This is a genomic window from Brevundimonas sp. GW460-12-10-14-LB2 (assembly GCF_001636925.1).
Taxonomy (GTDB): Bacteria; Pseudomonadota; Alphaproteobacteria; order Caulobacterales; family Caulobacteraceae; genus Brevundimonas; species Brevundimonas vesicularis.
In genome coordinates this window covers 425,855-449,389 of record NZ_CP015511.1, presented here as the reverse complement: position 1 = coordinate 449,389, position 23,535 = coordinate 425,855, and the positions used below count along the sequence as shown (strand labels likewise).

At 65.5% G+C, this 23,535-nt stretch carries 15 protein-coding genes; 5 read left to right on the top strand and 10 right to left on the bottom strand.

The genetic code is table 11. The features are described from left to right. Positions 1–2: 2 nt before the first annotated feature. Both A4249_RS02125 and A4249_RS02120 read right to left on the bottom strand, forming a co-directional pair. Positions 3–1,613, bottom strand: a complete 1,611-nt coding sequence (locus tag A4249_RS02125) for a methyl-accepting chemotaxis protein (protein ID WP_066550579.1) — start codon at positions 1,611–1,613, stop codon at positions 3–5. Between the two features lie 114 nt (positions 1,614–1,727). Next, positions 1,728–2,171, bottom strand: a complete 444-nt coding sequence (locus A4249_RS02120; protein WP_174086625.1) for a MarR family winged helix-turn-helix transcriptional regulator — start codon at positions 2,169–2,171, stop codon at positions 1,728–1,730. A 328-nt stretch (positions 2,172–2,499) separates the two neighbouring features. Between A4249_RS02120 and A4249_RS02115 the strand changes: the two genes are divergently transcribed. Beyond that, complete coding sequence (locus A4249_RS02115; protein ID WP_066550574.1) at positions 2,500–3,987, top strand: PAS domain-containing hybrid sensor histidine kinase/response regulator; 1,488 nt, start codon at positions 2,500–2,502, stop codon at positions 3,985–3,987. Positions 3,988–4,036: 49 nt separating this feature from the next. On the opposite strand, the gene A4249_RS02110 is transcribed toward A4249_RS02115, so the two are convergent. Together A4249_RS02110 and A4249_RS02105 are read right to left on the bottom strand one after the other, a co-directional pair. After that, on the bottom strand, positions 4,037–6,526 hold the full coding sequence (locus A4249_RS02110) for a TonB-dependent receptor domain-containing protein (RefSeq protein ID WP_066554660.1): 2,490 nt from the start codon (positions 6,524–6,526) through the stop codon (positions 4,037–4,039). 216 nt (positions 6,527–6,742) lie between these two features. Beyond that, complete coding sequence (locus tag A4249_RS02105) at positions 6,743–8,623, bottom strand: methyl-accepting chemotaxis protein (protein WP_082854216.1); 1,881 nt, start codon at positions 8,621–8,623, stop codon at positions 6,743–6,745. A 381-nt stretch (positions 8,624–9,004) separates the two neighbouring features. Between A4249_RS02105 and A4249_RS02100 the strand changes: the two genes are divergently transcribed. The 4 genes from A4249_RS02100 (at position 9,005) to pelA (ending at position 16,851) form a co-directional block, all read left to right on the top strand. Then, entirely contained in the window at positions 9,005–10,069 is a 1,065-nt protein-coding gene (locus A4249_RS02100; RefSeq protein ID WP_066550570.1) for a DUF2332 domain-containing protein, read from the top strand. A 367-nt stretch (positions 10,070–10,436) separates the two neighbouring features. Then, entirely contained in the window at positions 10,437–12,065 is a 1,629-nt protein-coding gene (locus A4249_RS02095) for a family 43 glycosylhydrolase (protein WP_066550567.1), read from the top strand. Between the two features lie 183 nt (positions 12,066–12,248). Next, positions 12,249–15,671, top strand: a complete 3,423-nt coding sequence (locus A4249_RS02090) for a TonB-dependent receptor domain-containing protein (RefSeq protein ID WP_055752873.1) — start codon at positions 12,249–12,251, stop codon at positions 15,669–15,671. A gap of 103 nt (positions 15,672–15,774) precedes the next feature. Next, positions 15,775–16,851 (top strand): pectate lyase, encoded by a 1,077-nt coding sequence (gene pelA, locus A4249_RS02085; protein ID WP_082854019.1) that lies wholly within the window; start codon positions 15,775–15,777, stop codon positions 16,849–16,851. 4 nt (positions 16,852–16,855) lie between these two features. Here pelA and A4249_RS02080 read toward each other — a convergent pair whose 3' ends face one another. From A4249_RS02080 to A4249_RS02055, 6 genes are all read right to left on the bottom strand, one after another. Then, positions 16,856–17,719: an aldose 1-epimerase gene (locus A4249_RS02080; protein WP_066550563.1), complete on the bottom strand. Its 864-nt coding sequence runs from the start codon at positions 17,717–17,719 to the stop codon at positions 16,856–16,858. Next, a complete protein-coding gene (locus A4249_RS02075) occupies positions 17,716–18,570 on the bottom strand; it encodes an SMP-30/gluconolactonase/LRE family protein (protein ID WP_066550561.1) in 855 nt (284 codons plus the stop codon). The genes A4249_RS02080 and A4249_RS02075 overlap by 4 nt, the downstream gene beginning before the upstream one ends. A 3-nt stretch (positions 18,571–18,573) precedes the next feature. After that, entirely contained in the window at positions 18,574–20,016 is a 1,443-nt protein-coding gene (locus A4249_RS02070) for an aldehyde dehydrogenase family protein (protein WP_066550555.1), read from the bottom strand. A 79-nt stretch (positions 20,017–20,095) separates the two neighbouring features. Then, the gene (locus tag A4249_RS02065; protein ID WP_066550551.1) at positions 20,096–21,529 is read right to left on the bottom strand and encodes a sugar porter family MFS transporter; all 1,434 of its coding nucleotides are present in this window, start codon (positions 21,527–21,529) and stop codon (positions 20,096–20,098) included. 53 nt (positions 21,530–21,582) lie between these two features. After that, positions 21,583–22,341: an SDR family NAD(P)-dependent oxidoreductase gene (locus A4249_RS02060; RefSeq protein ID WP_066550548.1), complete on the bottom strand. Its 759-nt coding sequence runs from the start codon at positions 22,339–22,341 to the stop codon at positions 21,583–21,585. Then, on the bottom strand, positions 22,338–23,486 hold the full coding sequence (locus tag A4249_RS02055; RefSeq protein ID WP_066550545.1) for a fumarylacetoacetate hydrolase family protein: 1,149 nt from the start codon (positions 23,484–23,486) through the stop codon (positions 22,338–22,340). Before A4249_RS02055 ends, A4249_RS02060 begins: the two co-directional genes overlap by 4 nt. Between the last annotated feature and the right edge of the window lie 49 nt (positions 23,487–23,535).

The window sequence follows — 23,535 nt, the reverse complement described above, 5'->3', positions numbered from 1 at the left end:
TGTCAGAACTCCTCCCAGCCGGCCGTGTCCGCCTCCTCCACGACGGCCAGCGCGGCCGAGCCGGAGGATCGCAGCGCGGCCGGACGCGTAGGCCGGGGCGCGCTCGGCTTGCGCGGCGCCGGGGCGGCGAGGGCTCGGCTGCTTAGCGCGGTTTCGCGCGTCAGGCTGAAACGCTGGACCAGATCCGACAGCTGACGGCTTTCAGAGGTCAGGCTGTGGCTGGCCGCCGTCGACTGTTCGACCATAGCGGCGTTCTGCTGGGTCACCTGGTCCATCTGGTTGACGGCGGTGTTGACCTCTTCCAGCGCCGTCGACTGCTCGCGCGTCGAGGCCGTGATCTCGTTCATCAGCTCGTCGATTTCGGCGACGCGCTTGACGATGGACGACAGGGCCTCGCCCGTTTCGGCGACCAGGGTGACGCCGGACTTCACCTGGACGGACGAGGTGGTGATCAGCGACTTGATCTCCTTGGCCGCCTCTGCGGAGCGCTGCGCCAGGGCCCGAACCTCGGAGGCCACCACGGCGAACCCTCGTCCCGCGTCACCCGCGCGCGCGGCCTCGACGCCAGCGTTCAAGGCCAGAAGGTTGGTTTGGAAGGCGATCTCGTCGATGACGCCGATGATCTGGTTGATCTGCGACGACGACTGTTCGATCGCGGTCATGGCCTCGACGGCGCGGCTGACCACCTCGCGCGACTGCTCGGCGGATTGACGCGAGGTTTCGACGACCGCGGCGGCGCGACTGGCGCCTTCGGCCGCCCGCTTCACCGTGGCGGTGATCTCGTCCAGCGCGGCCGCCGTTTCCTCCAGCGTCGCCGCCTGATGCTCGGTGCGCCGCGACAGGTCGTCGGCCGCTTCGCTGATTTCGGCGGCGCCCAGCTGCATGGCGCCCGTATTGCCGGCGATCTCGGCCATGGCGTCGTCCAGACGCTGCATGGCGGTGTTAAAGTCGGTCTTCAGGCGCGCATAGCCGCCGGTGAAGTCGGACGCGATGCGGGTTCGCAGGTCGCCCTGCGCCAGAGCCGCCAGAGCCGCCGCCGTATCCTCCACCACCCGCGTCTGTTCGGCCTCGGCCTCTGCGCGCTTCTGGTCCGCCTCCAGGCGCTTGGTCTCGGCGGCTTCCAGATACAGCGAAATGACGAAATCCATGTCGAGCATGGCGGCCTTCACGACGCTGGCCAGCGTCGCGGACAGAGCCTTGCCGTCGTCGCGCTTCGAAAACAGCGACCGCGTCTTGGCGTGGGATGTGACGATCGCCTCGATCAGCCCTTCCAGGACCAGGGCATAGCCGCCGATATACCAACGCGGCTCCAGGCCGATCCGGGCGTGGGTCTGGCCGATGCGGCGCACGCCCTCGACATAGGCCGGATCGAAGGCGCCCGAGGCGATCAGGCCCCAATGTCGCGCCTGGGCGTCCTTGGCCCCCGCGATCTGGCTTTCCGCGCCGAAGAAGCGGGCCACGTCAGGCGTCGCGCGAACCTGGGCGTAAAAGGCTTCAAGGCTGGGCTGAAGCGCAGCCTCGATGACGGGTCTGGCGTCGGCAAGCCGAGACCTCGCGGCCTTGTCCAGCTTCAAGAAGCGAAGTCTTTGATCCAGATTCATTGCGTCCGACATGACGGCCCCCTTGCATGGCGGTCAGTTGGACGAGGTTCGATCTAAAGGCCGGTTGAAGTCCCTTCAGCCTGTAGACTGTTTCACAGCGGAAGCATTGTTTGCGCCGGTCTGACGTCAGGTCGCGGTATGACCGACGTCCTTCGCCATGGTCTGCAGCAGCGGGATCAGCTGGGCGGCGGTCTTCAGACCCTCGCTGGTCAAAAGGCCGGCCAGACGACCGTATTGCGACCGCCGATCGTCCAGAACGGCGCGGCCTGCCTCGGTGATTTCCAGCATGGTGACACGCCGGTCGTTCGGATGGGGCGAACGCTTGACCAGATCGGCACGAACCAGATGATCAACCAGCCGCGATAGCGAGGCCGGCGGCGCCTGAAGCGTCGATCCGAGAGCACATTGTTTGACGCCGCGACGGCCCTCGCCGGCGATCAGGCTCAAGGCGCGGACGGCGGCATTGCTTTGACCATCGGCGCGCAGGACGCGATCAAGCTGGCGATCAAGCTCAAGCAAGGCGGTGTCGAGCGCATACAGCGCCATGGCGGGATCATCGAACTCCCGCACGGTGAACTCGTTGATCGTCCCCCGAACACCCATAGGTCCGGTGTGACAGGATTGGCCGCAACCTGCAAGATAGACGAAGGTCAACCCTTAGGGCTACCGAACCTCTAACAGCGCATCCATAAGGAAATCATTTCATACCGGCGCAATCCTAGATTGCCGCGCAAGCCTTTGGGAACAGAGTGGGTGAGGCAACAACCGGAAAGAGCCGATGGCGTCGGTCAAAAGACATCCCGCCCACCCTGTCACGGCGGCCCGATCGCTGGGGATAAGCACGGGAGGCGCGCTTGATGCTGAACTTCGAAGAGCGCTCGAAGTCGCCGCTATCCTGGTGACGACCGATCGACATGGGGTCATCACCGACTGCAACGAGAAGTTCGTCGCAGTCAGCGGTTACAGCCGAGAAGAGTTGATCGGCTCGACCCATCGGATCGTGAACTCCGGCCTGCATTCCAAGGCCTTCTTCCAGGATCTGTATCGCACGATCCGCAGCGGCAAGGTATGGACCGGCACGTTGCGGAACCGTCGCAAGGACGGCAGCCTCTATTGGGTCGATACGACTATCGTGCCGGCGCTCAGCGGTCCCGATGGTCCGGCGTCTTACACGGCCATTCGTTTCGAGGTGACCGAACATGTGTTGGCTCTGGAGGCCCTTTCGGAAGCGCGGCTCGTCGCCGAACGCGCCGCCGCGCTGCGCGACACCTTCCTCGCGACCATGAGCCATGAGGTTCGAACGCCGTTGAACGGCGTCCTGGGCCTGGCACAGTCCCTGTCAGGCGCCGACCTGCCCGACGATGCGCGTCAGAAGGTCGATCTGATCATCAAGTCCGGCGAGACGCTGAGGCGCATTCTGGACGATGTGCTGGACCTGTCCAAAATCCAGGCCGGCGAGATGAACCTGGTTAACGAACCCTTTGCGCCGTCCGACACCATCTCCGGCGCGGTCGATCTGATGCAGCCGCTTGCCAGCGAAAAGGGACTCGAGCTGATCTCCCGGTTCGACGGTCTTCCGCCCCATCTCTTGGGCGACGGGGCCCGCCTGCGTCAGATCGTGCTGAACCTGGTCTCCAACGCCATCAAGTTCACTGCAGTCGGCCAGGTGCTGGTCGATGGGCGCTACTCTAAGCCGTCCGGGCGTCTTCGCATCCGCGTCGCCGATACCGGCATGGGCTTTGATCGATCGACGGCCAAACTGCTGTTCTCGCCGTTCAGCCAGGCCGACGACTCCATCTCGCGGCGGTTCGGCGGCACGGGCCTTGGCCTCTCCATCAGTCGTCGTCTGGCGGAGCTGATGAGCGGCCGCCTTAGGGTGCGTTCAAAGCCCGGTCGGGGAACGCTCTTCGTTCTCGACTTGCCGATGGATCCCAGCGGCGAGATCACCCACGAAGGCGAGAGCCATGTGGAAGCGCTGGATCGACTCTACGGCGCGCGGATCCTCTTGGCGGAGGACAATCTCGTCAACCAGCAGGTCGTCCAGGCGCTCCTCAGCGGCTTCGGCTGTCAGATCGAGGTCGCCGAAAACGGCCAGGAAGCCGTCGATCTGTGGTCAGCGCACGCCTACGACCTGATCATGATGGACATGCAGATGCCGGTCATGGACGGCGTCGAGGCCATCCGCAGCATCCGCAGAGGCGAACAGCAACGGGAGGTCAACAGGCTTCCGATTGCCATGCTCACCGCCAACGCCTCGTCCAACCATCGCGATCTGGCCTCACGCGCCGGCGCCGACGTCGTCATCCCCAAGCCCCTGTCCGCCGATCACCTGATCTTCGAAGCCGCCCGCCTCCTCAACAACGCCGCCCGCTGTCATTGGATATAGCCCCTGACAGAACAGGCTTCCGGGCTCGCGTCCGGAAGCCTGCTTTGCATCAGAAGTAGAAGCGCACGGCCGCGGTGACGGTGCGGCCAGGCAGGGCCTGGGCCAGCACAACGCCGCTGGCGGGCAGGCTGTCGGCCGACACTTCCGTCAGGGCGGTTTCATCGAACAGGTTGTTGGCGGTCAGCGACAGCACGACGCGGTCGATGGGGCGCACCTGGACGAAGGCGTTGACCGTGGCGTAGCCCGGCATCTTCAGCTGGTTGACGTCCTGCGTATAGCTCTCGGTCGTGCCGACGACGCTGGCGCCGACCGTGAACAGGTCCGTCTCGTACTGCGGCATGACCTGGAAGATCAGGTCGGCCTGACGGCGCGGCGAGTTGCCGACCAGGGCCGCATCCTCGGCCTTGGTAATCTCGGCGCTGGTGACGGTGGCGCTGCCGGTCAGGCTGAACGGACCATGACGCACGCCGGCCTCGAACTCGGCGCCCTTGGCCTCGTAGCTGCGCTGGACCAGCACCAGGCGGGTGACGCCGCCGGCATCCGCGCGGATCTGCTGGTTGGTCTCGCTGACCTCGGCCCAGAAGCCCGTGACGTTGGCGAACAGGCCGTTGGCGCGATACTTCATGCCGATCTCGGCCTGGTTCACCGGATCATAGGCCGCGTCGGCCTGCAGCAAGTCGCCGTCGACATTGCTGATGGCCGGCGAACGCAGGATCTTGTCCGCCGCGGCGCGTGCGCCCTCGCTGTAACGAGCGAAGGTCGAGAAGCTGTCCGAGACGCGGTAGTTGGCGCTGAGCGAATACGAGACATAGTCGTAGTCGTAGTCGACCGGCGTCGCGCTGGCGGCAGGCGCGAAGGCGAAGGTGCGCTCGGCTTCCGAGATGACGCTGTCGTTGTCCACGTCGATGGTACGGACGTCGGTCAGGCCGTTGGCGACCGTGCGGCCGCTGACGTCGCCGCTGTCGAAGCGGATCGACCCGCCAAGCGCCAGCTTGCCCAGCCGGTAGTTCAGCGAGGCGTAGGGCGCCAGCACCTTGTAGGTCACATCGGTGCGCGAGTTGGACCCGGCGCCCGAGGGACCGAAGAAGTTGACGACGCCGTCCTGCGTGCGGGGCGTGCCGTTCGTATTGAAGATATCGACCAAGGCCGAGTTTCCGTCGCCCACGACGTCCTGAAGGAACGGGATGTACTGGCGATCGAACTTCAGATCCTGCTGGGCCGAATAGACGCCCACGGTGGTCGTCAGGTCGCCGCCGCCGATTTTCCAGACGCGGTTGGCGCGCAGGTCGTTGGTGAAGTTGTCCAGGCTATCGATGTCGGTATGGACCAGGGTCGAATAGGCCAGCAGGCCGTTGCCGTTCAGGGTCGTCGGGCTGGTGATCGCCTGACCGGCGCGCGGTCCCGTGGCATAGGCCAGGGTTCCGGGACGACGGCCGAACGCCAGCGGCGCCTGGGCCGCCGGCACCACGGCCAGCGGGTAATTGAACGACTGATCGCCCGATTGTTGCGCGTAGCGCATGTGCTCGGAAATCGTCCAGCCGTGCAGGTTGAAGCGGGTCTGGAAGCCCAGCGCGCGCACCTGGACCTGATTGCCGTCCTGCAGATTGACGCGCTTCAGGTTGTTGTCGCCGTCCAGCAGCGGGAAGACCGTGGTGTTGCGCGACGTCAGAGTGTCGCGCGTCATCGAGAAGTTCGGAACGTCGCTGTAGTTGGGATCGTCGTTCGTGCCCGAAACCAGCAGCGGCGTCGGCCCATAGGCGATGACGGTGTCGTCCAGGATCTTGCCGTACAGACGCACGAAGCCGCCGTCGAAGGTCTTGGTGATGTTGGCCTTGATCTGGCCGCCCTTGTTGCCCGTGAAGCCGGCGTCGCGCGGGCCTTCACCCTCGCGATAGAAGCCGCCGACGTGGAAGCGCACGGTGTCGCTCAGGTGACCGCCATAGCTGAAGTCGCCGCGGTAGGTGTCGTAATCCAGTCCCGAAGAGACCTGAACCGAACCGCCCTCGACCTCGCCCGTCTGCGAGATCAGGTTGATCACGCCGCCCGGCGCGTTCGAGGCGAAGGTCGAGGACGATCCGCCGCGGATCGACTCGATCTGGCCGACGTTGAAGTCGTAGCGCATGAAATAGTCGGACGTCAGCGCCAGGATGTCGCCGAACTCCAGGACCGGCAGACCGTCTTCCTGGAATTGCAGGTACTTCGCGCCGGTGCTGACCATGGGCAGGCCGCGGATCGTATAGTTGCCGTTGGTCTCGCCCGTGCTGGCCTCGGCGCGAATGCCGGGGATGGTGCGGAACAGGTCGTTGACGGAATAGGCGCCGATCTTGGCGATCTCGACATCGTTGATCGAGCTGGTCGAGGTCGCGCTGTCCAGCCTGTCGCGCGCCTTGGCCACGCCCGTCACGATCACGTCGTCATTGGCCCGCGTCCGGCTGGCCTCCCAGGCCGTCTGGCGCTGTGGCGCAGGCTGCGTCTGCGCATGAGCAGGCATGGCGAGGATAAGCGGCGCAAACGCAGCCGTGAGGTACAGGGATTTCAAGGAAGCCTCCAAGGCGTTGTCTTGCAGTGCAGAGACTGGACAACTGATTTTCGTTCGGAAATTCTTCCATGCAGTTTCTTGCATGGCTGTTATCAATAAAACACGGATGTGTTTGATGATTTATAATGCCAGACTACGGATTAATACTGACATAACGGCGCTTACAAAGATCGGATTACTGCACCGATTTCTTCTACACTCAACTGGCTTGATATCTTAAAACTCGTTCCAGTCGTCATCGGCCGCTTCGCTCGACAGGGCGAGCGCACCGACCGTGCGGATGACCTTGGGCGCCTGCCTCGGGGCGGACGCGGTGTCCCGGCGAGGCGCCGGCGCGGCCGAGGTCGTCGTATTCAGCCGGAATCTGGAAACCAGGGTCGCCAGCTCATCGGCTTCGGTCGCCAGGATGCGCGCCGCCGCCGTCGCCTCTTCCGCCATGGCGGCGTTCTGCTGGGTCATGCGGTCCATGCTACCGACGGCGCTGTTGACCTGCTTCAGGTTCTCAGACTGGACCTGCGCTCCTTGCGCGATGTCCACGATCAGGGTGTTGGCGTCGCCGATCTTGGACACGACCCGCGCCAGCATCTCGCTCGTTTCGCCGACTCGGTCGACGCCCAGCCGCACCTCGTCCGAAGAGCGGCTGATCAGCTGCTTGATGTCCTTGGCGGCGTCGACGGTGCGTTTGGCCAGTTCGCGCACCTCGCCCGCGACCACGGCGAACCCACGCCCCGCATCGCCCGCCCGCGCGGCCTCGACGCCGGCGTTCAGGGCCAGAAGATTGGTCTGTAGGGCGATGGCGTCGATCATGTTGATGATCTCGCCGATCTCCTGCGATCCGGCCTTGATGGCGTCCATGGCGACGATCGCTTCTTCAACGATCACGCGACCGTCCGCGGCGTCGCCATTGGCCAGGGTGATGGCGTTGCGGGCGTTGGCCGCGCTGCGCGCCGTGTCGCCGACCATGTCGGTGACGTGGTTGGTGGCGGTGGTGGTTTGCTGCAGGCTGGACGCCTGCTGTTCGGTTCGCAACGACAGGGTTTCGGACGCCGAGCAGATTTGGGTGGCGCCCAGGCGAACGCTCTGTGCCGAACCGGCGACGCTGGCCAGGCTTTCTTCCAGACCCTGGACCGCCACGTTGAAGGCCGTGCGCAGGCGCTCATATTCCGGGGCGAACGGCGTGCGAATGGTGTGGGTCAAATCACCGGCGGCCAAGGCTTCCAGAGCTGTGTCGAGCTCCTCGACGACGTGACGTTGCGCGGCGTCGGCGACGATCTTCTCGCGCTCGGCGGCGTCCTTGGCCAGATCGGCGGCCGCCTTGGCCCGTTCGGCCTCGGCCTTGGCCAGAGCCGTGTCGCGGAACACCAGGACCGCGCGCGCCATGTCGCCCAGTTCGTCGGCATGGCTGGCGTCCACGACGATGTCGTTGTCGCCCTTGGCCAGCTGCCCCATGGCTTCGGTCAGGACCGTGATCGGACGCGCGATCATGCGGCTGAGCATGGCCGACAGAACCATGGCGATCGTGATCAGGGCGATGCCGCCGACGATCAGGGCGATGATCGCGGTGACGATCGCAGCCTGCTGACGTTCCAGATTTTTCTCGGTGACGGCGGCTTCGGCCTCACGCAGATCGCGCAGAGGCAGGACGGCGTCGCTGACCAGAACCTTCTTGCCCGCGTCACGGACTTCTTGCTGCGCCTGCTCGCGCTTGCCGGCGCGAACCTCGGCGATTATGCGATCGCCCCAATCGGCTCTCCAGGCCAGGGTGGCCAGGCGCGACTTTTCGAGCAGCGCCTGTTTTTCCACGTCGCCCAGCTGACCCTTCAGTTCGACGACGACCTTGTCGAACTCGTCGCGCCCTTCGTAGTAGGATTTCAGATAGGTCTCGTCGCCGGTGACCAGAAAGCCTCGAAACTGGCTGTTCTGACGCAGGATCGCGGTTTCCAGCGACATCGCCTGCGCCTCGATCGTGCGGCTGAGATTGTTGCTCTCGATGGACGCGCGGATCATCATGATCGTGGCGAAGAACACCGCCATCATGACCGCCGCCGAGACGCAGATCAGGGTGAAGGAAAGCCGCAGCTTCTTCGGAATTCGCATCTTGGACATCATGAGCTCGCCCCCGTTACGCACTTATACTTACCTAGGGGCAGCTAATTACTCAGCTGACGCCACTGCGCACAGCCCGGTCTTGGTTCGAGCTACGCAAAACACCCTGTTTTTCAGGTGACTATCCACTCCTATGACGGAACGACTAAAAAGATAGTTAAGCTGGAGACGCTTGGCCGCTTACATCGACCGGACCTGAATTTCGCGAGATTCACGCGCTGTTAAGCGAGGTGATCATAGGTAAGTCACCCATCCCGTCCGCGCTTCAAGCAACGTCGGGGCGCAACCCTTGAGCGAATACTTTTCGAACTTGGGGCACACAAGTAACAGTTCGTTTTATTCGGAACGCGTGACGATGCCATTGGTGACTGGATGATCTGCCCCGTCGCCGACCGTTTCACCCAAGAACTCGCGGCCCAGGCTGACCGTTGCCGCGCCATGGGGTCGCCCTTCGTCGCCTGCGTTCTCGAAGCCGCAAGCCGGCAGCTGTCTCACGCGCCGCTGACGGCCGCACGGCTGTATGACTGGCCAGGCGATCAGGCCGCAGCCGCCTTGGCTCTACGTTTGAACGGCGCCCTTCACGCCCTGGCGCGCGCGGGCCGGTCCTATGCCCTGACCAGCCTCTATCGTCGCGAACACACCGACTTCGACGCGGCCGTGGCCGACGCCTTGGCCCGGAACGATCAATACATCGCCGACTGGATCCTCCATCCACCGCAAACGAACGAGGTGGCGCGCGCCGCCGCGCTGATGAGCGCGCTGATGGCCGCCCCTCTGGATCGCGCCATGCCCTTCGAGTTGCTCGAGCTCGGGTCCAGCTGCGGCCTGAACCTGAATCTGGATCGCTACGCCTATACCCTTGGCTCAGCGTCAGCTGGCGATCCCTTCTCGGACGTGCAGATCGAGCCCCTGTGGCAGGGCGCATCGCCGAAGGTCGGCCCGGTCTCCATCGTGGCGGCGCGCGGCGTCGACCTGCATCCGCTGAACGCCGCAGACCCGGCGCATCGCGAGCGGCTGCTGGCCTTCGCCTGGGCCGACCAGCCGGCGCGCACCCGACGCCTCGAGAACGCCCTGCTCATCGCCGCCGATCATCCGCCGCGCATCGATCAGGGCGACGCCGTGCCTTGGCTGGCCGACCGGCTGGCCGAACCTCAGCCGGCCGGGCGCTGCCGCGTCGTCATGCACACCATGGTGCTGCAATATCTCAGCGACGACGACCGTCGCCAGATCGCAGCGCTCCTCTCGACCGCCGGCCGCCGCGCCGACGCCGACCACCCGTTGCTCTGGATCAGCTTCGAATGGACCTGCGACCGCAGCCATGTCGAGCTGCGCCTGACAGCCTGGCCCACCGGCGAAACCCGCATCCTGGCGCACTGCCATCCCTACGGCGACGAGCTGGAGTGGCTGGCGTCATCTGCGGCGGTCTTGGCGGCCTAGGAGCGACCTTTGCCCACATGATTGGGAGCCATCGCAGATCAGGCAACGTACCGGCCAAGACTCCAACCGGGCGTTCAAAGCAATCCTGTTTGCCCGAACGGCTGAAGTGTCAGGTCGCGATTTCTGTGGCGCGCGGCCAGACGCTCATCGCCCGGATCCGAAGCTCCTGCGGCCCGAGATAGCGTTCGTGCGGAAGCGAGAAGACCCAGACCGTTGCGAATGATCCGACGGCGCATGCCCTCGCGTCCATTCCCCGCTAGCAGACCGCAAAAAACTAATCCGATACCCCGCTCTGTCCATCGGTGTCATTTCGGGCGATCATCGCCGTCGCTCGCCACTCCAAATGACAACGACAACTGGAACGCCCATGGAACCCGTCGATCGCCGCGCCGCCCTGACCGGCCTCTTGGGAGGCGTCGCCGCCGCCGCCCTGCCCGTGCGTTCAGCCTTCGCCCAGACGAACGAAGAGGCCGCGCCCTTGGGTCGGGAATGGGCCTCGATGAAATGGCGGCGGGGAATCGAGGGCCAGCGGATGGCCGATCTGGGGAACGGCACCTTCCTCAATCCCATCATGTCAGGCGACCACCCCGATCCGTCGATCCTGAAGGACGGCGACGACTACTACATGACCTTCTCGTCATTCGAGTCGGTGCCCGGCATTCACATCTGGCATTCGCGCGATCTGGTGAACTGGCAGCCGGTCGTCGCGGCCCTGACGACGAACATCGGCTCGGTCTGGGCGCCGGAGCTGATTAAGCACGAGGGCAGATTCTACTGCTACATCCCCGCCCGCCTCCCCGAGTATCGCTCCAACTACGTCATCTGGGCGGACAGGATCGAGGGGCCGTGGAGCGAGCCGATCGACCTGAAGATCCCGGCCAACATCGACCCTGGCCACGTGGTCGGCGAGGACGGCAAACGCTACCTGTTCCTGAACGGCGGCGACCGGGTCAAGCTGACCGACGACGGCCTGGCTACCGACGGCCCGGTCGAGCGCGGCGTGTATAACGCCTGGCGCTATCCCGAGGACTGGATCGTCGAAGGCTTCGCCCAGGAAGGGCCGAAACTGTTGAGGCGCGGCGAGTATTTCTACATGATCACCGCTATCGGCGGCACGGCGGGGCCGCCGACCGGTCACATGGTCATCGCCGCACGGTCCAAGTCGATCAACGGCCCGTGGGAGGACTACCCACACAACCCCATCGTCCGCACCGCCTCGGGCGCCGAGAAATGGTGGTCGCGCGGACACGCCACCCTGGTCGAAGGCCCGACCGACGGCGACTGGTGGATGGTCTATCACGGCTATGAAAACGCCTACTGGAGCCTGGGCCGCCAGACCCTGCTGGACCCCATCGAATGGACCGACGACGGCTGGTTCCGCGCCAAGGGCGGCGACCTCTCCCAGCCCATCGCCAAGCCCCGGGGCGGCGAGGCCGTGCCGCACGGCATGGCCCTGTCGGACGATTTCTCGACCGACAAATTCGGCATCCAGTGGAGCTTCTACGACCCGCAGCCGAACGAGAAGGATCGGTTGCGCCGCGAGAACGGCGTCCTGCACATGAAGGCCAAGGGCAAGGCGCCGGTCGACTGTTCGCCCCTGACCTTCGTCCAGGGCGAACAGGCCTATCAGATCGAGTGTGAGGTCGAGATCGATCCCGGCGCGGTGGCGGGCCTGATCCTGTTCTACGACCGGGCGCTGTATGCGGGCCTCGGTTTCGACGCGACCCGCTACGTCACCCACCAGTACGGGATCGAGCGGGGGCGTCCGGCCAATCCGCATGGACGACGCATGTTCATCCGTCTGACCAACGCCTACCAGAACGTCTATTTCGACACCTCGGGCGACGGCGTGACCTGGCAGCGGTTTGACCGGGGCATGGAGGTCTCGGGCTATAATCAAAATGTTCGCGGCGGCTTCATGATGTTGCGGCCCGGCATCTACGCGGCCGGCGACGGCGAGGCGCGGTTCAAGAACTTCACGTTCAAGGCGCTGTGATGCGCCTCGAATATTTGGGTATGGCGAAACACGGTTTTTCGTTTTATGACACCGGTGACATTGATGCTTAGGGCGCGTCGATCTCATCACGAGATTTTGGAGATCCTCGGCGTTCGAGGGACAGGGGACTGTCGGCATCCGACCCGCAAAGAGGTCTGGAGCACGACGAAACGGAGGAAGCGGATGAGAACTCAACCCACGGGATATTTGCGCGCGGCGGCCTCGCCGGTCGCGCTCGTCATGGGGGCCATGCTGTTCGCCGCCCCGGTTCAGGCCCAGGTCCAGCCGCAGGAGACTCCCAGCGAAGACGCCACTGAAGTGGGCGAGATCGTCGTCACTGGCATCCGCGCCTCGCTGGCCAGCGCCCTGACCGAAAAGCGCCGCTCCAACACCATCGTCGACGTCATCAACGCCGAGGACATCGCCGACTTCCCGGACGCCAACCTGGCGGAGTCGCTGCAGCGGATCCCGGGCGTGTCGATCGACCGCGAGAACGGCGAAGGCAACTCGATCTCGGTGCGCGGCCTGGGCGGCGACTTCACCCGCGTGCGTCTGAACGGGTTGGAGACCCTGTCCACCTCGGGCGCCAGCAATGCCGACGGCGCCCTGCGTCGCGACCGGGGCTTCCAGTTCAACACCTTCGCGTCCGAGCTGTTCAACTCACTGAAGGTTCAGAAGTCCGCCGACGCCCAGACGGACGAGGGTTCGCTGGGCGCCACGGTCGATCTGATCTCGGGACGTCCGTTTGACTTCAAGGAACGCCGCCTGGCCCTGACGCTTCAGGACGCCTATTACGAGAACGGCGGCACTCACAATCCGCGCCTCGCCTTGCTGGCGTCCGACCGCTGGACCAGCAAGATCGGGGAGTTCGGGCTTCTGGGCTCGGTCGCCTACAATGAGCGCACCCAGGCCATCGACAGCTATTCGCGTCAGGTCGGCTCGTTCGATTACACCTATCGCGGCGCGACCTTCAATAACGTGGGGACGAATGCCGCGGGCGATCATCAGGGTTTTGCTTTGCCCATCGGCACCAATCCGGCGACCGCCCTGCCCCGCGTCACCAATCCGGAAGCGCGCAATCTGCTGATCGGCTCCAACCCGGCCGCTTACAATCTGATCAACGGCGGCGCGACGCGCGGCTCGCTTGTGCGCATTCCGGCTCTGGCGACGCTGAACCACCGCGACGTGGAGCAGGACCGGCTGGGGGTGACCCTGTCGGGTCAGTGGCGTCCGACCGAGCGGACCACGATCAACTTCGACAATCTGTATTCGAAGATGACGCAGATCTCGACCAACTATCAGATCGGTCCGGTGGGCCTGAACCGCAACAACACCAACGGCAACCGCACCACCACGGCCTTCAGCTATCAGACCTATCCGACGACCAGCGCGACCAACAATTCCTACGCCAACCGTCGCGCCGCCTACGCCAACTGCGCGACCCAGGCCGCGACCGAGTTCCGCGACGCCATCGACTGCGGCCAGTCGCTGTATGGCTCCACCCCGATCTTCACCACGGCGCCCGGCGCGACCAACCAGAATCTGGCCGCCGGAACGGGCAGCTTCAATCCCAACAACCTGGACGTCTACGACTACTACAACCAGCCGGGATCGGTCGGTTACGTCGCGCACCCCCAGTATCTGGCCATGCGGGGCGCGTTCATCGGCCGGCCGTCGGTGCGGTTGATCGATGCGGGGTTGAGCGAGACGGGCGCCAACGCCAACTATCTGGTGCTGGGCAATGTCGATTTCCGCTCGGCGGTCGATCAGGGCGGCTACACCACCGAATTCCGTCAGAACTCGATCAACATCGAGCACGAGTTCAGCGACACCTTCCGCATGTCGCTGCTGGTCGGCGATTCCAAGTCGACCAATGAGAACACCGGCCTGCTGGTCGACTTCATCCGGCTCGATTCGGGCCAGGGCGTCGCGGGCAATGACTACTTCGTCTACGACGACCGCGAAGGCGGCGATATGCCGATCATGAAGTTCGGCTTCGACGTGGCCAATCCGAACAGTTGGGACTTCGTGAAGGGCTATTCGGCCATTCGCAACTACCGCACCATCACCGAGAACGGCTACCGGACCGCCAAGGCCGACTTCGTCTGGGACCTGAACGACGACTTCACGTTCAAGTTCGGCATCGGCAAGCGCAAATTCGACTTCTACTACACGCGCTACGAGCGGCTGATCAGCGACACGATGAATCCGTCGCTGCTGGAGGGCGTGCGCTCCGGACTGGCGGCCGCCACGACCGTCGGCCAGATGGGACAACTGGTCAGCTGGGGCGACGGGCTGAATGTGCCGGAAGGTACGCCGACCAGCTTCTTTGCGCCCAATCTGGAAGCCTTCAAGAACCGCTTCGGCTTCGACTGCGACTGCATCAACGCCTGGGGCGACTGGCGTCTGTCGGACCTGCGCAACGGCGGGGTCAACACCTTCTGGGTCGATGAGGACAGCCTGTCCTACTATGGCCAGATGGACTTCCGTGTGCCGCTGTTCATGGGCGAGCTGCGCGGCAACGCCGGTCTGCGCCGCGCCGAGACCAAGATCGATTCCCGCGGACGCTCGCCCAGCGGCCGTCCGGTCGAGAACGACAACCAGTACAACGACACCCTGCCGTCGATGAACCTGGTGTGGGAGCTGAACGACAAGCTGATGCTGCGTTTCGCGGCGGCCAAGGTGATGGCCCGCCCGCAGATGACGGCCCTGCAGCCGGGCGTGACGGCCTTCACCGTTCCGGTCGGCATCGGCGCCGACCCGGCCCAGTTCGACGGATCCAACGCGGCCATCACCCTGGGCAACACCAAGCTGAAGCCGTTCCGCGCGTCCAATCTGGACTTCAACGTCGAATGGTATTTCGCCCGCGACGCCATTCTGTCGGTCGCGGTGTTCCACAAGGAGATCGAAAGCTTCCCGCAGGTGGTGCTGCGCGAAGGCAAGCTGAGCGAGATCTTCGACGCCGAGCAGATCGCCAATCTGCGCGCCGCCTATGACGGCCTGACCGATGTCGCCTCCGACAGCCGCCGGGCCTATATCGACCAGGACCTGCCCTTCCAGGTGCGTCAGTACAATGATGCGCCAGGCGGCAAGCTGGACGGCTTCGAGATCGCCTATCAGCAGAACTTCACCTTCCTGCCCGCGCCGTTCGACGGTTTCGGCATCCAGGCCAACTACACCCAGATCGAGTCCGAGCTGGAATATATCCTGGACCCGGCCCGCAACCTGACGGGCACGGCGCCCTTCCTGGGCGCCTCGCCCAAATCGTTCAACGCCACGATCTTCTATGAGGTCGAGAAGTGGAGCGCGCGTGTCTCGTCGGCCTATCGCGCCGCCTATCAGACCACCTATCCGCTGGCGTCGGGCGGTTGCGATCCGGGCGTGTGCGACTCGCCGCTGATCAACGACTTCATCGGCTCGGAGGAGACGCTGAATGTGGATGCGTCCTTCACCTACAAGCTGACGGACAACGTCACCTTCACCGCCGAGGCGCTGAACCTGACCAATCAGACCGACACGCGCTGGGCCTACCAAGCCGATCCAGTGGTCAACAACTATGGCTCGACCGGCCGCCAATACTTCGTCGGTGCGAGGTTCGTATTCTGATGACGACGTTCGACAGCTGACTTCTCCCGGGACGCTGTCCCTTCAGGGGGACGCCGCGAAACATCGGCGTCCCTTTCTTTTTGCCGAACCCGAAGGTCTCTTGATGAAAAAGATAGTCTTGATCCTCGGCGTCCTGACGATTGCAGCCGGCTTCACGTCGGCGCCGGCGTCAGCGCAGGAGCCGGTCGCCGCCTCGCCCGCCGTCGCCTGGAGCAGCGCCGCCCTGCGCCATCCGACCGACTGGTATGGATCGGCCGAAGCGCGTCGACTGGCCGCGATCGTCATCCAGCATCAATCGGCCGAAGGCGGCTGGCCCAAGAACACCGACCTGTTCGTCCCGCCCCGCCCCGATGCGGACCCGGCGCTGAACAACACGATCGACAATGGCGGCACGACCCAGCCGCTGGCCTTTCTGGCGCGAACGATCGCGGCCGGGGACGCCGAAAGCCGCGCCGCCTTCGACCGGGGCCTCGACTATCTGCTGGCGGCGCAACAGCCCAACGGCGGCTGGGCCCAGTTCTATCCGCTGCGCGGCGGCTATCACGACCAGATCACCTACAACGACGACGCCATGGTCCATGTGATGGAGCTGTTGCGCGATGTGGGCGACGGCGCGGCGCCCTACGCCTTCGTCGATGAAGGTCGGCGCGAGCGGGCGCGTCAGGCCGTGGCGCGCGGGGTCGAGACCCTGCTGAAGACGCAGGTGCGGCGCGACGGCGGCCTGACCGGCTGGTGCGCCCAGCATGACGCCCAGACCCTGGCGCCCGCCTGGGCGCGTCGTTTCGAGCCCCCGTCCCTGTCGGGCCAGGAAAGCGTCGGCATCGTGCGTTTCCTGATGAGCCTGCCCGACCCCCGTCCCGACGTCGTCGCCGCCGTGGACGGCGCCGTCGCCTGGCTGGAGAGCGCGGCGCTCCGCGACACGACCGAGGTCTTCGTCACCGACGCCCAAGGCCGCCGCGACCGCATCCTCGCCCCAAAGCCCGGCGCGCGCATCTGGGCCCGGTTCTACGATCTGGAGGACGGCCGCCCCATCTACATCGGGCGCGATTCCGTCATCCGACGCGACCTGATGCAGATCGAGCACGAACGCCGCAACGGCTATCGCTACGTCGGCGAATGGCCCGAAGAGCTGCTGGACAAGGACTATCCGGCATGGAAACGGGCGGTCGCCGCAGGCTGAGCGATCAGAGGGGGGTCGCGCCGATCCGCATGGCGAACGACGACGTCTCGCCCGGCGCCAGTCGCGCCAGACCGTGGTCCTCGCCCGCCGGTGCGTTGTGGGCGTCGGGCCGGTGGGTGACGGGTTCGACGCAGAAGAAATCGACGCCGAGGGGGGCGTAGACCTGGGTCCAGTGCGCCGGCGCGTAGGCGCTCAGCATCACCCAGCGACCGCCGTCATTTAGCACGGCCTCGCCCGTCCAGCCGGCATAGGCGTGATCGACGAAGGGGGCGTCGGCGAGGGCGAGGCCGTTGGACCAGTCCGCAACCTCGGCGACCGGCGCAAGCCGTTCGGGGATTTCGCGGGCGTCAGTGATCCAGACGCCCTCGGCCGACAGGGTCAGGCGGCTGTCTGCATAGCGGTGGAAATAGGGATGCAGGCCCAGACCGGCAGGCATAATAGCATTGCCGGTGTTGGTCACGGACAGGCTAATCGACAGGCCTTCGTCGGTCAGTTCGACGACCTGACGCGCGCGCCACGGCCAGGGCCAGCCGTCCGTGTCGCCGGGCCAGTCCAGGCTCATCTCCACCCGGTTTTCCGTCTGGCTCTCGACGGTCCAGGGCAGCAGCCAGCCGTCGCCATGCAGGGCGTGAGGCGCGAACCGTTCCAGCGTCGGCAGTTGGACCGAGCGCCCTTCGAAGACGAAGCGTCCATCGGCGATGCGGTTGGCGTAGGGGACCAGCGGGAAACAGGCCGTCTCCAGAATGTCGGTCGCGCCATCGGGCGTGGGCCGAAACACCGGCTGGCCGCGCCAGTCCAGGGTCAGCACCGCCCCGCCCAGCCCCGGCGCCAGGGTCGCGCGCCAGTCGCCGGCCGTCAGCACGATCACAGGCGGATCAGGTTCTGAGGCAGGCCCGGCGTCTCGACGCGGGTGCGATAGAGGCCGCCCAGCGTCGGCTGCTCCGCGCGCTTGTCGGCGTTCCCGAGCCAGGCCGTGGTCATATAGAGATCGCGCAGGTCCGGCCCGCCAAAGGCCGCCTTGGTCACCGTCTGGACCGGCATGTCGATCTTGCCGATCCGCGCGCCGTCCGGGGCGTAACGGGCCACGCCCCAGCCGTTGAACAGGCCGACGTGCAGCACGCCCGCCGCATCCATGCTGGGGCCGTCGGCATAGCCGTCCTCGGTCACGGCGAAGACGCGTTTGTTCGAGATCACGCCGTCGTAGTGGTCGAAGGCCATGACGGTCTTTTTCAGCGTGTCGTGGTGATACAGGGTGCGGCCGTCGGGGCTGAGGCAGGGGCCGTTGGTGACGCCATAGCCGTCGTCGTGCCGCGTCAGCTCGCCCCGGAACCAGCGGTATAGGGCGCCGGTCTCGACTTCCTCGCTGTCGTCCATCGAACCGAACCAGAGCGAGCCGTCAGGCGCGACGAAGCCGTCGTTCAGCCTGTTCTGCGGCCGGTCTTCCTCGACCGGCTGGAAGCGCGAGAAGTCGCCCTCTTCCGGGTCGAAACGATAAAGCCCTCCCCGCACGCCGCAAATCAACGAACCGTCCTCGGCGGGCAGGGCGAAACCGGTCTGGTCGGGCGTGTCCCACGAGCGTTTTTCGCCGGTCGCTGGGGTGTAGCGATGCAGCTTTCGCCCCTTGATGTCGACGAACCACAGCGCAGCGCGCGCCGCGTCCCAGACGGGGCCTTCGCCCAGCTCCGCCTGAATATGCCAGATCAGTTCCGGCTCGCTCATCGATCAGCCCGCCGAATAGGAGGTCTTGATCTGGGTGTAGAATTCCACAGCCGCAAAGCCCTGTTCGCGCGAACCGTAGGAGGACTTTTTGGAGCCGCCGAAGGGCACATGATAGTCGACGCCGGCGGTGGCGAGGTTGACCATGGTCATGCCGGCCTTGGCATTCTTCTGGAAGTCGCGGGCGTGTTTCAGCGACTGGGTGACGATGCCCGCCGACAGGCCGAACTCGACGCCGTTGGCGACAGCGAGCGCCTCTTCATAGCTGGCGACGCGGATGGTCGAGGCGACGGGGCCGAAGACCTCTTCGGTGTTGATGCGCGCGTCGGCGGCGGTTTCGGCGATCAGGGTCGGCTGGACGTACCAGCCCGGGGCGTCGAACGTCAGACGCTCGCCGCCGGTGACGATGCGGCCGCCGGCCTCGCGGGCGATATCGATGTATTTGTAGGAGACCTCGCGCTGGGCCTCGGTCACGGCCGGACCCATCTGGGTGTTGGCATCCAGGGCGTGGCCGACGCGCAGGGCGGCGACCTTCTCGGCCAGGGCGGCGACGAAGCGATCATGGATGCCGTCCTGAACGATCAGGCGGCTGGAGGCGGTGCAGCGCTGGCCGGTGGCGAAGAAGCTGCCGTCCAGGGCGATGTTGACGGCCCGGTCCAGATCGGCGTCGTCCAGAACGATCAGCGGGTTCTTGCCCCCCATCTCCAGCTGGACCCGCGCCTGGCGCTTGACCGCGCCTTCGGCGACGCCCGCGCCCACGGCTTGCGAGCCGGTGAAGCTGAGGCCGTCGATGCCGGGGTGGGCGACGATGGCGCGGCCGACGTCGCCGTCGCCGATGACCATATTGACCACGCCCTTGGGCAGGCCGGCCTCATGCAGGATGGCGATCAGCGCCTCGGCCGTCGCCGGGGTGGGGCCGGCGGGCTTGATGACGACCGTGTTGCCGAAAGCGATGGCCGGGGCGATCTTCCACGCCGGAATGGCGATGGGGAAGTTCCACGGCGTGATCAGGCCGAAGACGCCGACGGCCTGGCGATAGGTCTGAATCTCGACGCCCGGACGGGTCGAGGCCAGGTTCTGGCCGTGGACGCGCAGGGCCTCGCCGGCGAAATATTTCAGGATGCGGGCGGCGCGCATGGTCTCGCCGATGCCCTCGGGCAGGGTCTTGCCCTCTTCGCGGGCCAGCAGGCGACCGATCACGGCGGCCCGTTCCATGATCAGCGAACCGGCCTTGTCCAGCACGTCGAAGCGGACTTCCGGCGAGGCGTCGGACCAGCCAGGGAAGGCGGCGCGGGCGGCCTGAACGGCCTGATCCACCTCGGCGGCCCCGCCCTTGGGCGTGCGGGCCACGACGTCGCGGGTATCCGACGGGTTCAGGCTCTCGCCCGCAAACGCGCCCGCGACCTTCTCGCCGCCAATCCAGTGCGAAAGTTCAAGCGTGTCGGTCATGGGACGTCCTTTTCATAAGGCTGACGGGCGGCGGGGGAGCGCCGCCCGTTTCGGGGAGATGGGTATGGGAGGGCGAAAATCAGCCCGTCATGTCTTCCAGTTCGCGACCGCGCGTTTCCTTCACCCAAGCCTGGACCAGGAAGAACGAGATTAGGGCGCTGACCGCGTAGAAGCCGTAGGTGACGACCAGGCCGAGCGTCGCGGCCATCCACGGGAAGCTGACCGAGATGGCGAAGTTGGCGATCCATTGGGCGAAGCCGGCGACGGCCAGGGCCGAACCGCGCATCTGGTTGGGGAACATCTCGCCCAGCATGACCCACATGACCGGGCCCCAGCTGAAGTTGAAGAAGACCACATAGGCATTGGCCGCGATCAGGGCGATCAGGCCGGTCTGATCGTCCAGGTGCAGCGATCCGTCGATCAGGGCGGCCTTGGAGAAGCACCAGGCGACGACAGCCAGGGTCACAAACATGCCGGCCGAACCGATAAGCAGCAGAGGCTTTCTGCCGATCTTGTCGATGACGGCGATGGCGGCCAGGCAGGCGGCGATCGACAGGACGCCGGACAAAATGTTGATCTGCAGCGCGTCGTTCTCGGAGAAGCCGACCGACTGCCACAGCACCGCGCCGTAGTAGAAGACGATGTTGATACCGACGAGTTGCTGGAACACGGCAAGGATCAGGCCGGCCCAGACGATCGGGCGCACCTTCTTGGTCGCGGGGTCCAGCAGGTCGGCGAACTTGGGCTTGTGGTCGGCCACCAGCGAGGCGCGGATTTCCTGAACCTTGCGCGCACCGGCGCCCGCGCCGAACAGTCTGGACAGCACGGCCTCGGCCTGGGCGTCCTTCTTCTTGACGACCAGGAAGCGCGGGCTTTCCGGGATGACCAGGAGGGCGATCAGATAGACAGCGGCGGGGATGACCTGCAGCCAGAACATCCAGCGCCAGGCGGGGAAGCCCAGCCAGAACTCCGCCGTCGATCCGCCGGCGGTCTTGGCCAGGGCGTAGTTGGCCACGAAGGCGCCGGTCAGGCCGGTGATGATCATGATCTGCTGCACCGACGACAGTCGGCCGCGGATCGAGGCCGGGGTCACTTCGGAGATATAGGCCGGCGACAGGACCGAGGCCGCGCCCACGCCCAAGCCGCCTATGAACCGGGCAATGATGAAGTGTGCAGAGCTGTCGGCCGCGCCCGCCCAGAAGGCGGAGATTATGAACAGGACGGCGGCGATCTGCATCACCGTGCGACGGCCGATGGCGTCGGCCAAACGTCCCGCGATAAAGGCGCCGACGGCGCAGCCCAAGAGGATTGCGCCGACGTTGAAACCGGTGCCCAGGGCCGACAGGTTGAAGGCCGCCTCCAGCCCGTCCTGGGTGCCGTTGATGACGCCGGAATCATAGCCGAACATGAAGCCGCCGATGGTGGCGACCGCCACGATCAGGGCGATGAAGGCCATGTTGACGCGGTCGTCGCCCGCGATGTCGGGGCCTGAGCCCCCCGTCGGTCCTGCCATCTCGATATTCCCTCCGAAAGCCCGTCTGACGCGGGCGTGAAACCCAGAAAACTCTATCGCCAGCCGGCGTCCACGAAATACTCATGACCCGTGATCAGGCGCGCGTCGTCGGACGCGAGGAACAGGCCGAGCGCGGCGACATCGTTGGGCTGGAGACGACCGGGTAGGCATTGCGCCGCCACGATCTCGGCTTCGCCTTCCGGCGTGTACCATTTCATCTGGCGCGGGGTCTGGACGTTGCCGGGCACGATGCAGACGACCCGCACGCCGTCCCCGCCCAGCTCGCGCGCCAGGGCCCGTGTCATGCCCTCGATGCCCGCCTTGGCGGTTTCGTAAAGCGACAAATCCGGCAGCCCCAGGTGCCAGCTGATCGAGCCGAGGTTGATGATGACGCCTCGGCCCCGCTCGCGCATTCCGGCGGCGACCGACTGGGCCGCAAAATAGAGATGACGCAGGTTCACGTTGATCCGATTGTCCCAGTATTCGGGCGTGACCTCCGCCAGCGTGTGACGGTCGTCGTTGGCGGCGTTGTTGATCAGGACGTCGATCGGGCCATGTTCGTCGGCGATCTCGGCCAGGCAGGTCTGCAAGGCGGTCACGTCCATCAGGTCGCATTGGCGGAAGGTCGGGGCGGGCGACAGTTCGGCCAGCGACGCCTCCAGCGCCTTCGAGTCCGCCTCGGCGATGTCGAAGAAGACGACACGGGCGCCCTGGCGCGCGAAGGCTTCGGTGAAGCCGGCGCCGATGCCGGACCCACCGCCGGTGACGACGACCAGACGGCCCTTTAGCGACGGATAGATGGCGCCGCTCATGCGGAAACTCCCAGAAGGCCGCGACCGGCCAGATTCTGCATCAGTTCCAGCACCCCGAACTTCCAGAGCGGGGCCTGGTCGCAGGTCGCCACCACATTCTCCAGCACGCCCAGCTTCTCGGACGAAACGCGCACACGGTCGCCGATCTTGTGGGTGAAGCCCTTGCCCGGCGCATCGCGGTCATCGATCGGCGCGAACATGGTGCCGAGATACAGGGCGAAACCGTCGGGATACTGATGCGAGCTCAGGGTCTGGCGCACCAGTTCTTCGGGATCGCGGCTGATCAGGCTCATCGAGCTTTCGCCCGTCATCATGAAGCCGTCCGTCCCCTCGACCTCCAACCGCACGGTCGCGGCGCGCACGTCATCCATGCCGAAGCCGTCGTCGAACAGGCGGATGAACGGGCCGACCGAGGCCGAGGCGTTATTGTCCTTGGCCTTGCCCAGCAGCAGAGCCGAGCGTCCCTCTATGTCGCGCAGATTGACGTCGTTGCCCAGGCTAGCGCCGACCGGACGGCCGGACGGATCGCATATGACGACGACCTCGGGCTCCGGGTTGTTCCAGGCCGAGTCCGCCCGCACCCCAACCTCGGCGCCCCAGCCGACCGAGGCCAGCACTGGGGCCTTGGTGAAGATCTCGGCATAGGGGCCGATGGCGACTTCGAGATATTGCGACCACAAGCCCTCGGCGATCAGCTGCGCCTTGACGGCCTCCGCCTGTTCCGAGCCGGGACGCAGATCCTTCAGGTCGCCGCCGATCCGGTCGAGGATGGACTGGCGCACGGCGTTGGCGGCGTCGGCGTCGCCGCGCGCGCGCTCCTCGATCACCCGCTCCAGGGCCGAGACCGCAAAGGTGACGCCGGAGGCCTTGATGCATTGCAGGTCCAGCGGCGAAAGTAGTTGAATGGCGTCCGGATCCGACAACCAGGCGGAGCCGACCGTCAGTTCGTCGACCGAACCCAGGTCCACGCCCGCCGTATCCAAATCGTCAAACGCAACCGCCTGGGCCGTGGTCGCGACACGGTTCGAAAGGTCGTAGAGCCGCCCGCCGCGCGCCAGTACGGGCGAGGGGCCGGCCTTTGTCAGCACGCGGCCAAGCAGGCGCGCGTCGCGCCAGTCCGCCGGCAGGCACTCAGCAAGCAACACGATTTCATCCTCCCCACGTTCTCAGACGTGTTAGCGCTAACATCTTTGA

Coding starts and splice junctions, on each gene's coding strand:
- A4249_RS02125 (WP_066550579.1), bottom strand. CDS start 1,613: ATGTCGGACGCAATGAATCTGGATCAAAGACTTCGCTTCTTGAAGCTG.
- A4249_RS02105 (WP_082854216.1), bottom strand. CDS start 8,623: ATGCGAATTCCGAAGAAGCTGCGGCTTTCCTTCACCCTGATCTGCGTC.
- A4249_RS02100 (WP_066550570.1), top strand. CDS start 9,005: ATGATCTGCCCCGTCGCCGACCGTTTCACCCAAGAACTCGCGGCCCAG.
- A4249_RS02095 (WP_066550567.1), top strand. CDS start 10,437: ATGGAACCCGTCGATCGCCGCGCCGCCCTGACCGGCCTCTTGGGAGGC.
- A4249_RS02090 (WP_055752873.1), top strand. CDS start 12,249: ATGAGAACTCAACCCACGGGATATTTGCGCGCGGCGGCCTCGCCGGTC.
- pelA (WP_082854019.1), top strand. CDS start 15,775: ATGAAAAAGATAGTCTTGATCCTCGGCGTCCTGACGATTGCAGCCGGC.
- A4249_RS02075 (WP_066550561.1), bottom strand. CDS start 18,570: ATGAGCGAGCCGGAACTGATCTGGCATATTCAGGCGGAGCTGGGCGAA.
- A4249_RS02070 (WP_066550555.1), bottom strand. CDS start 20,016: ATGACCGACACGCTTGAACTTTCGCACTGGATTGGCGGCGAGAAGGTC.
- A4249_RS02065 (WP_066550551.1), bottom strand. CDS start 21,529: ATGGCAGGACCGACGGGGGGCTCAGGCCCCGACATCGCGGGCGACGAC.
- A4249_RS02060 (WP_066550548.1), bottom strand. CDS start 22,341: ATGAGCGGCGCCATCTATCCGTCGCTAAAGGGCCGTCTGGTCGTCGTC.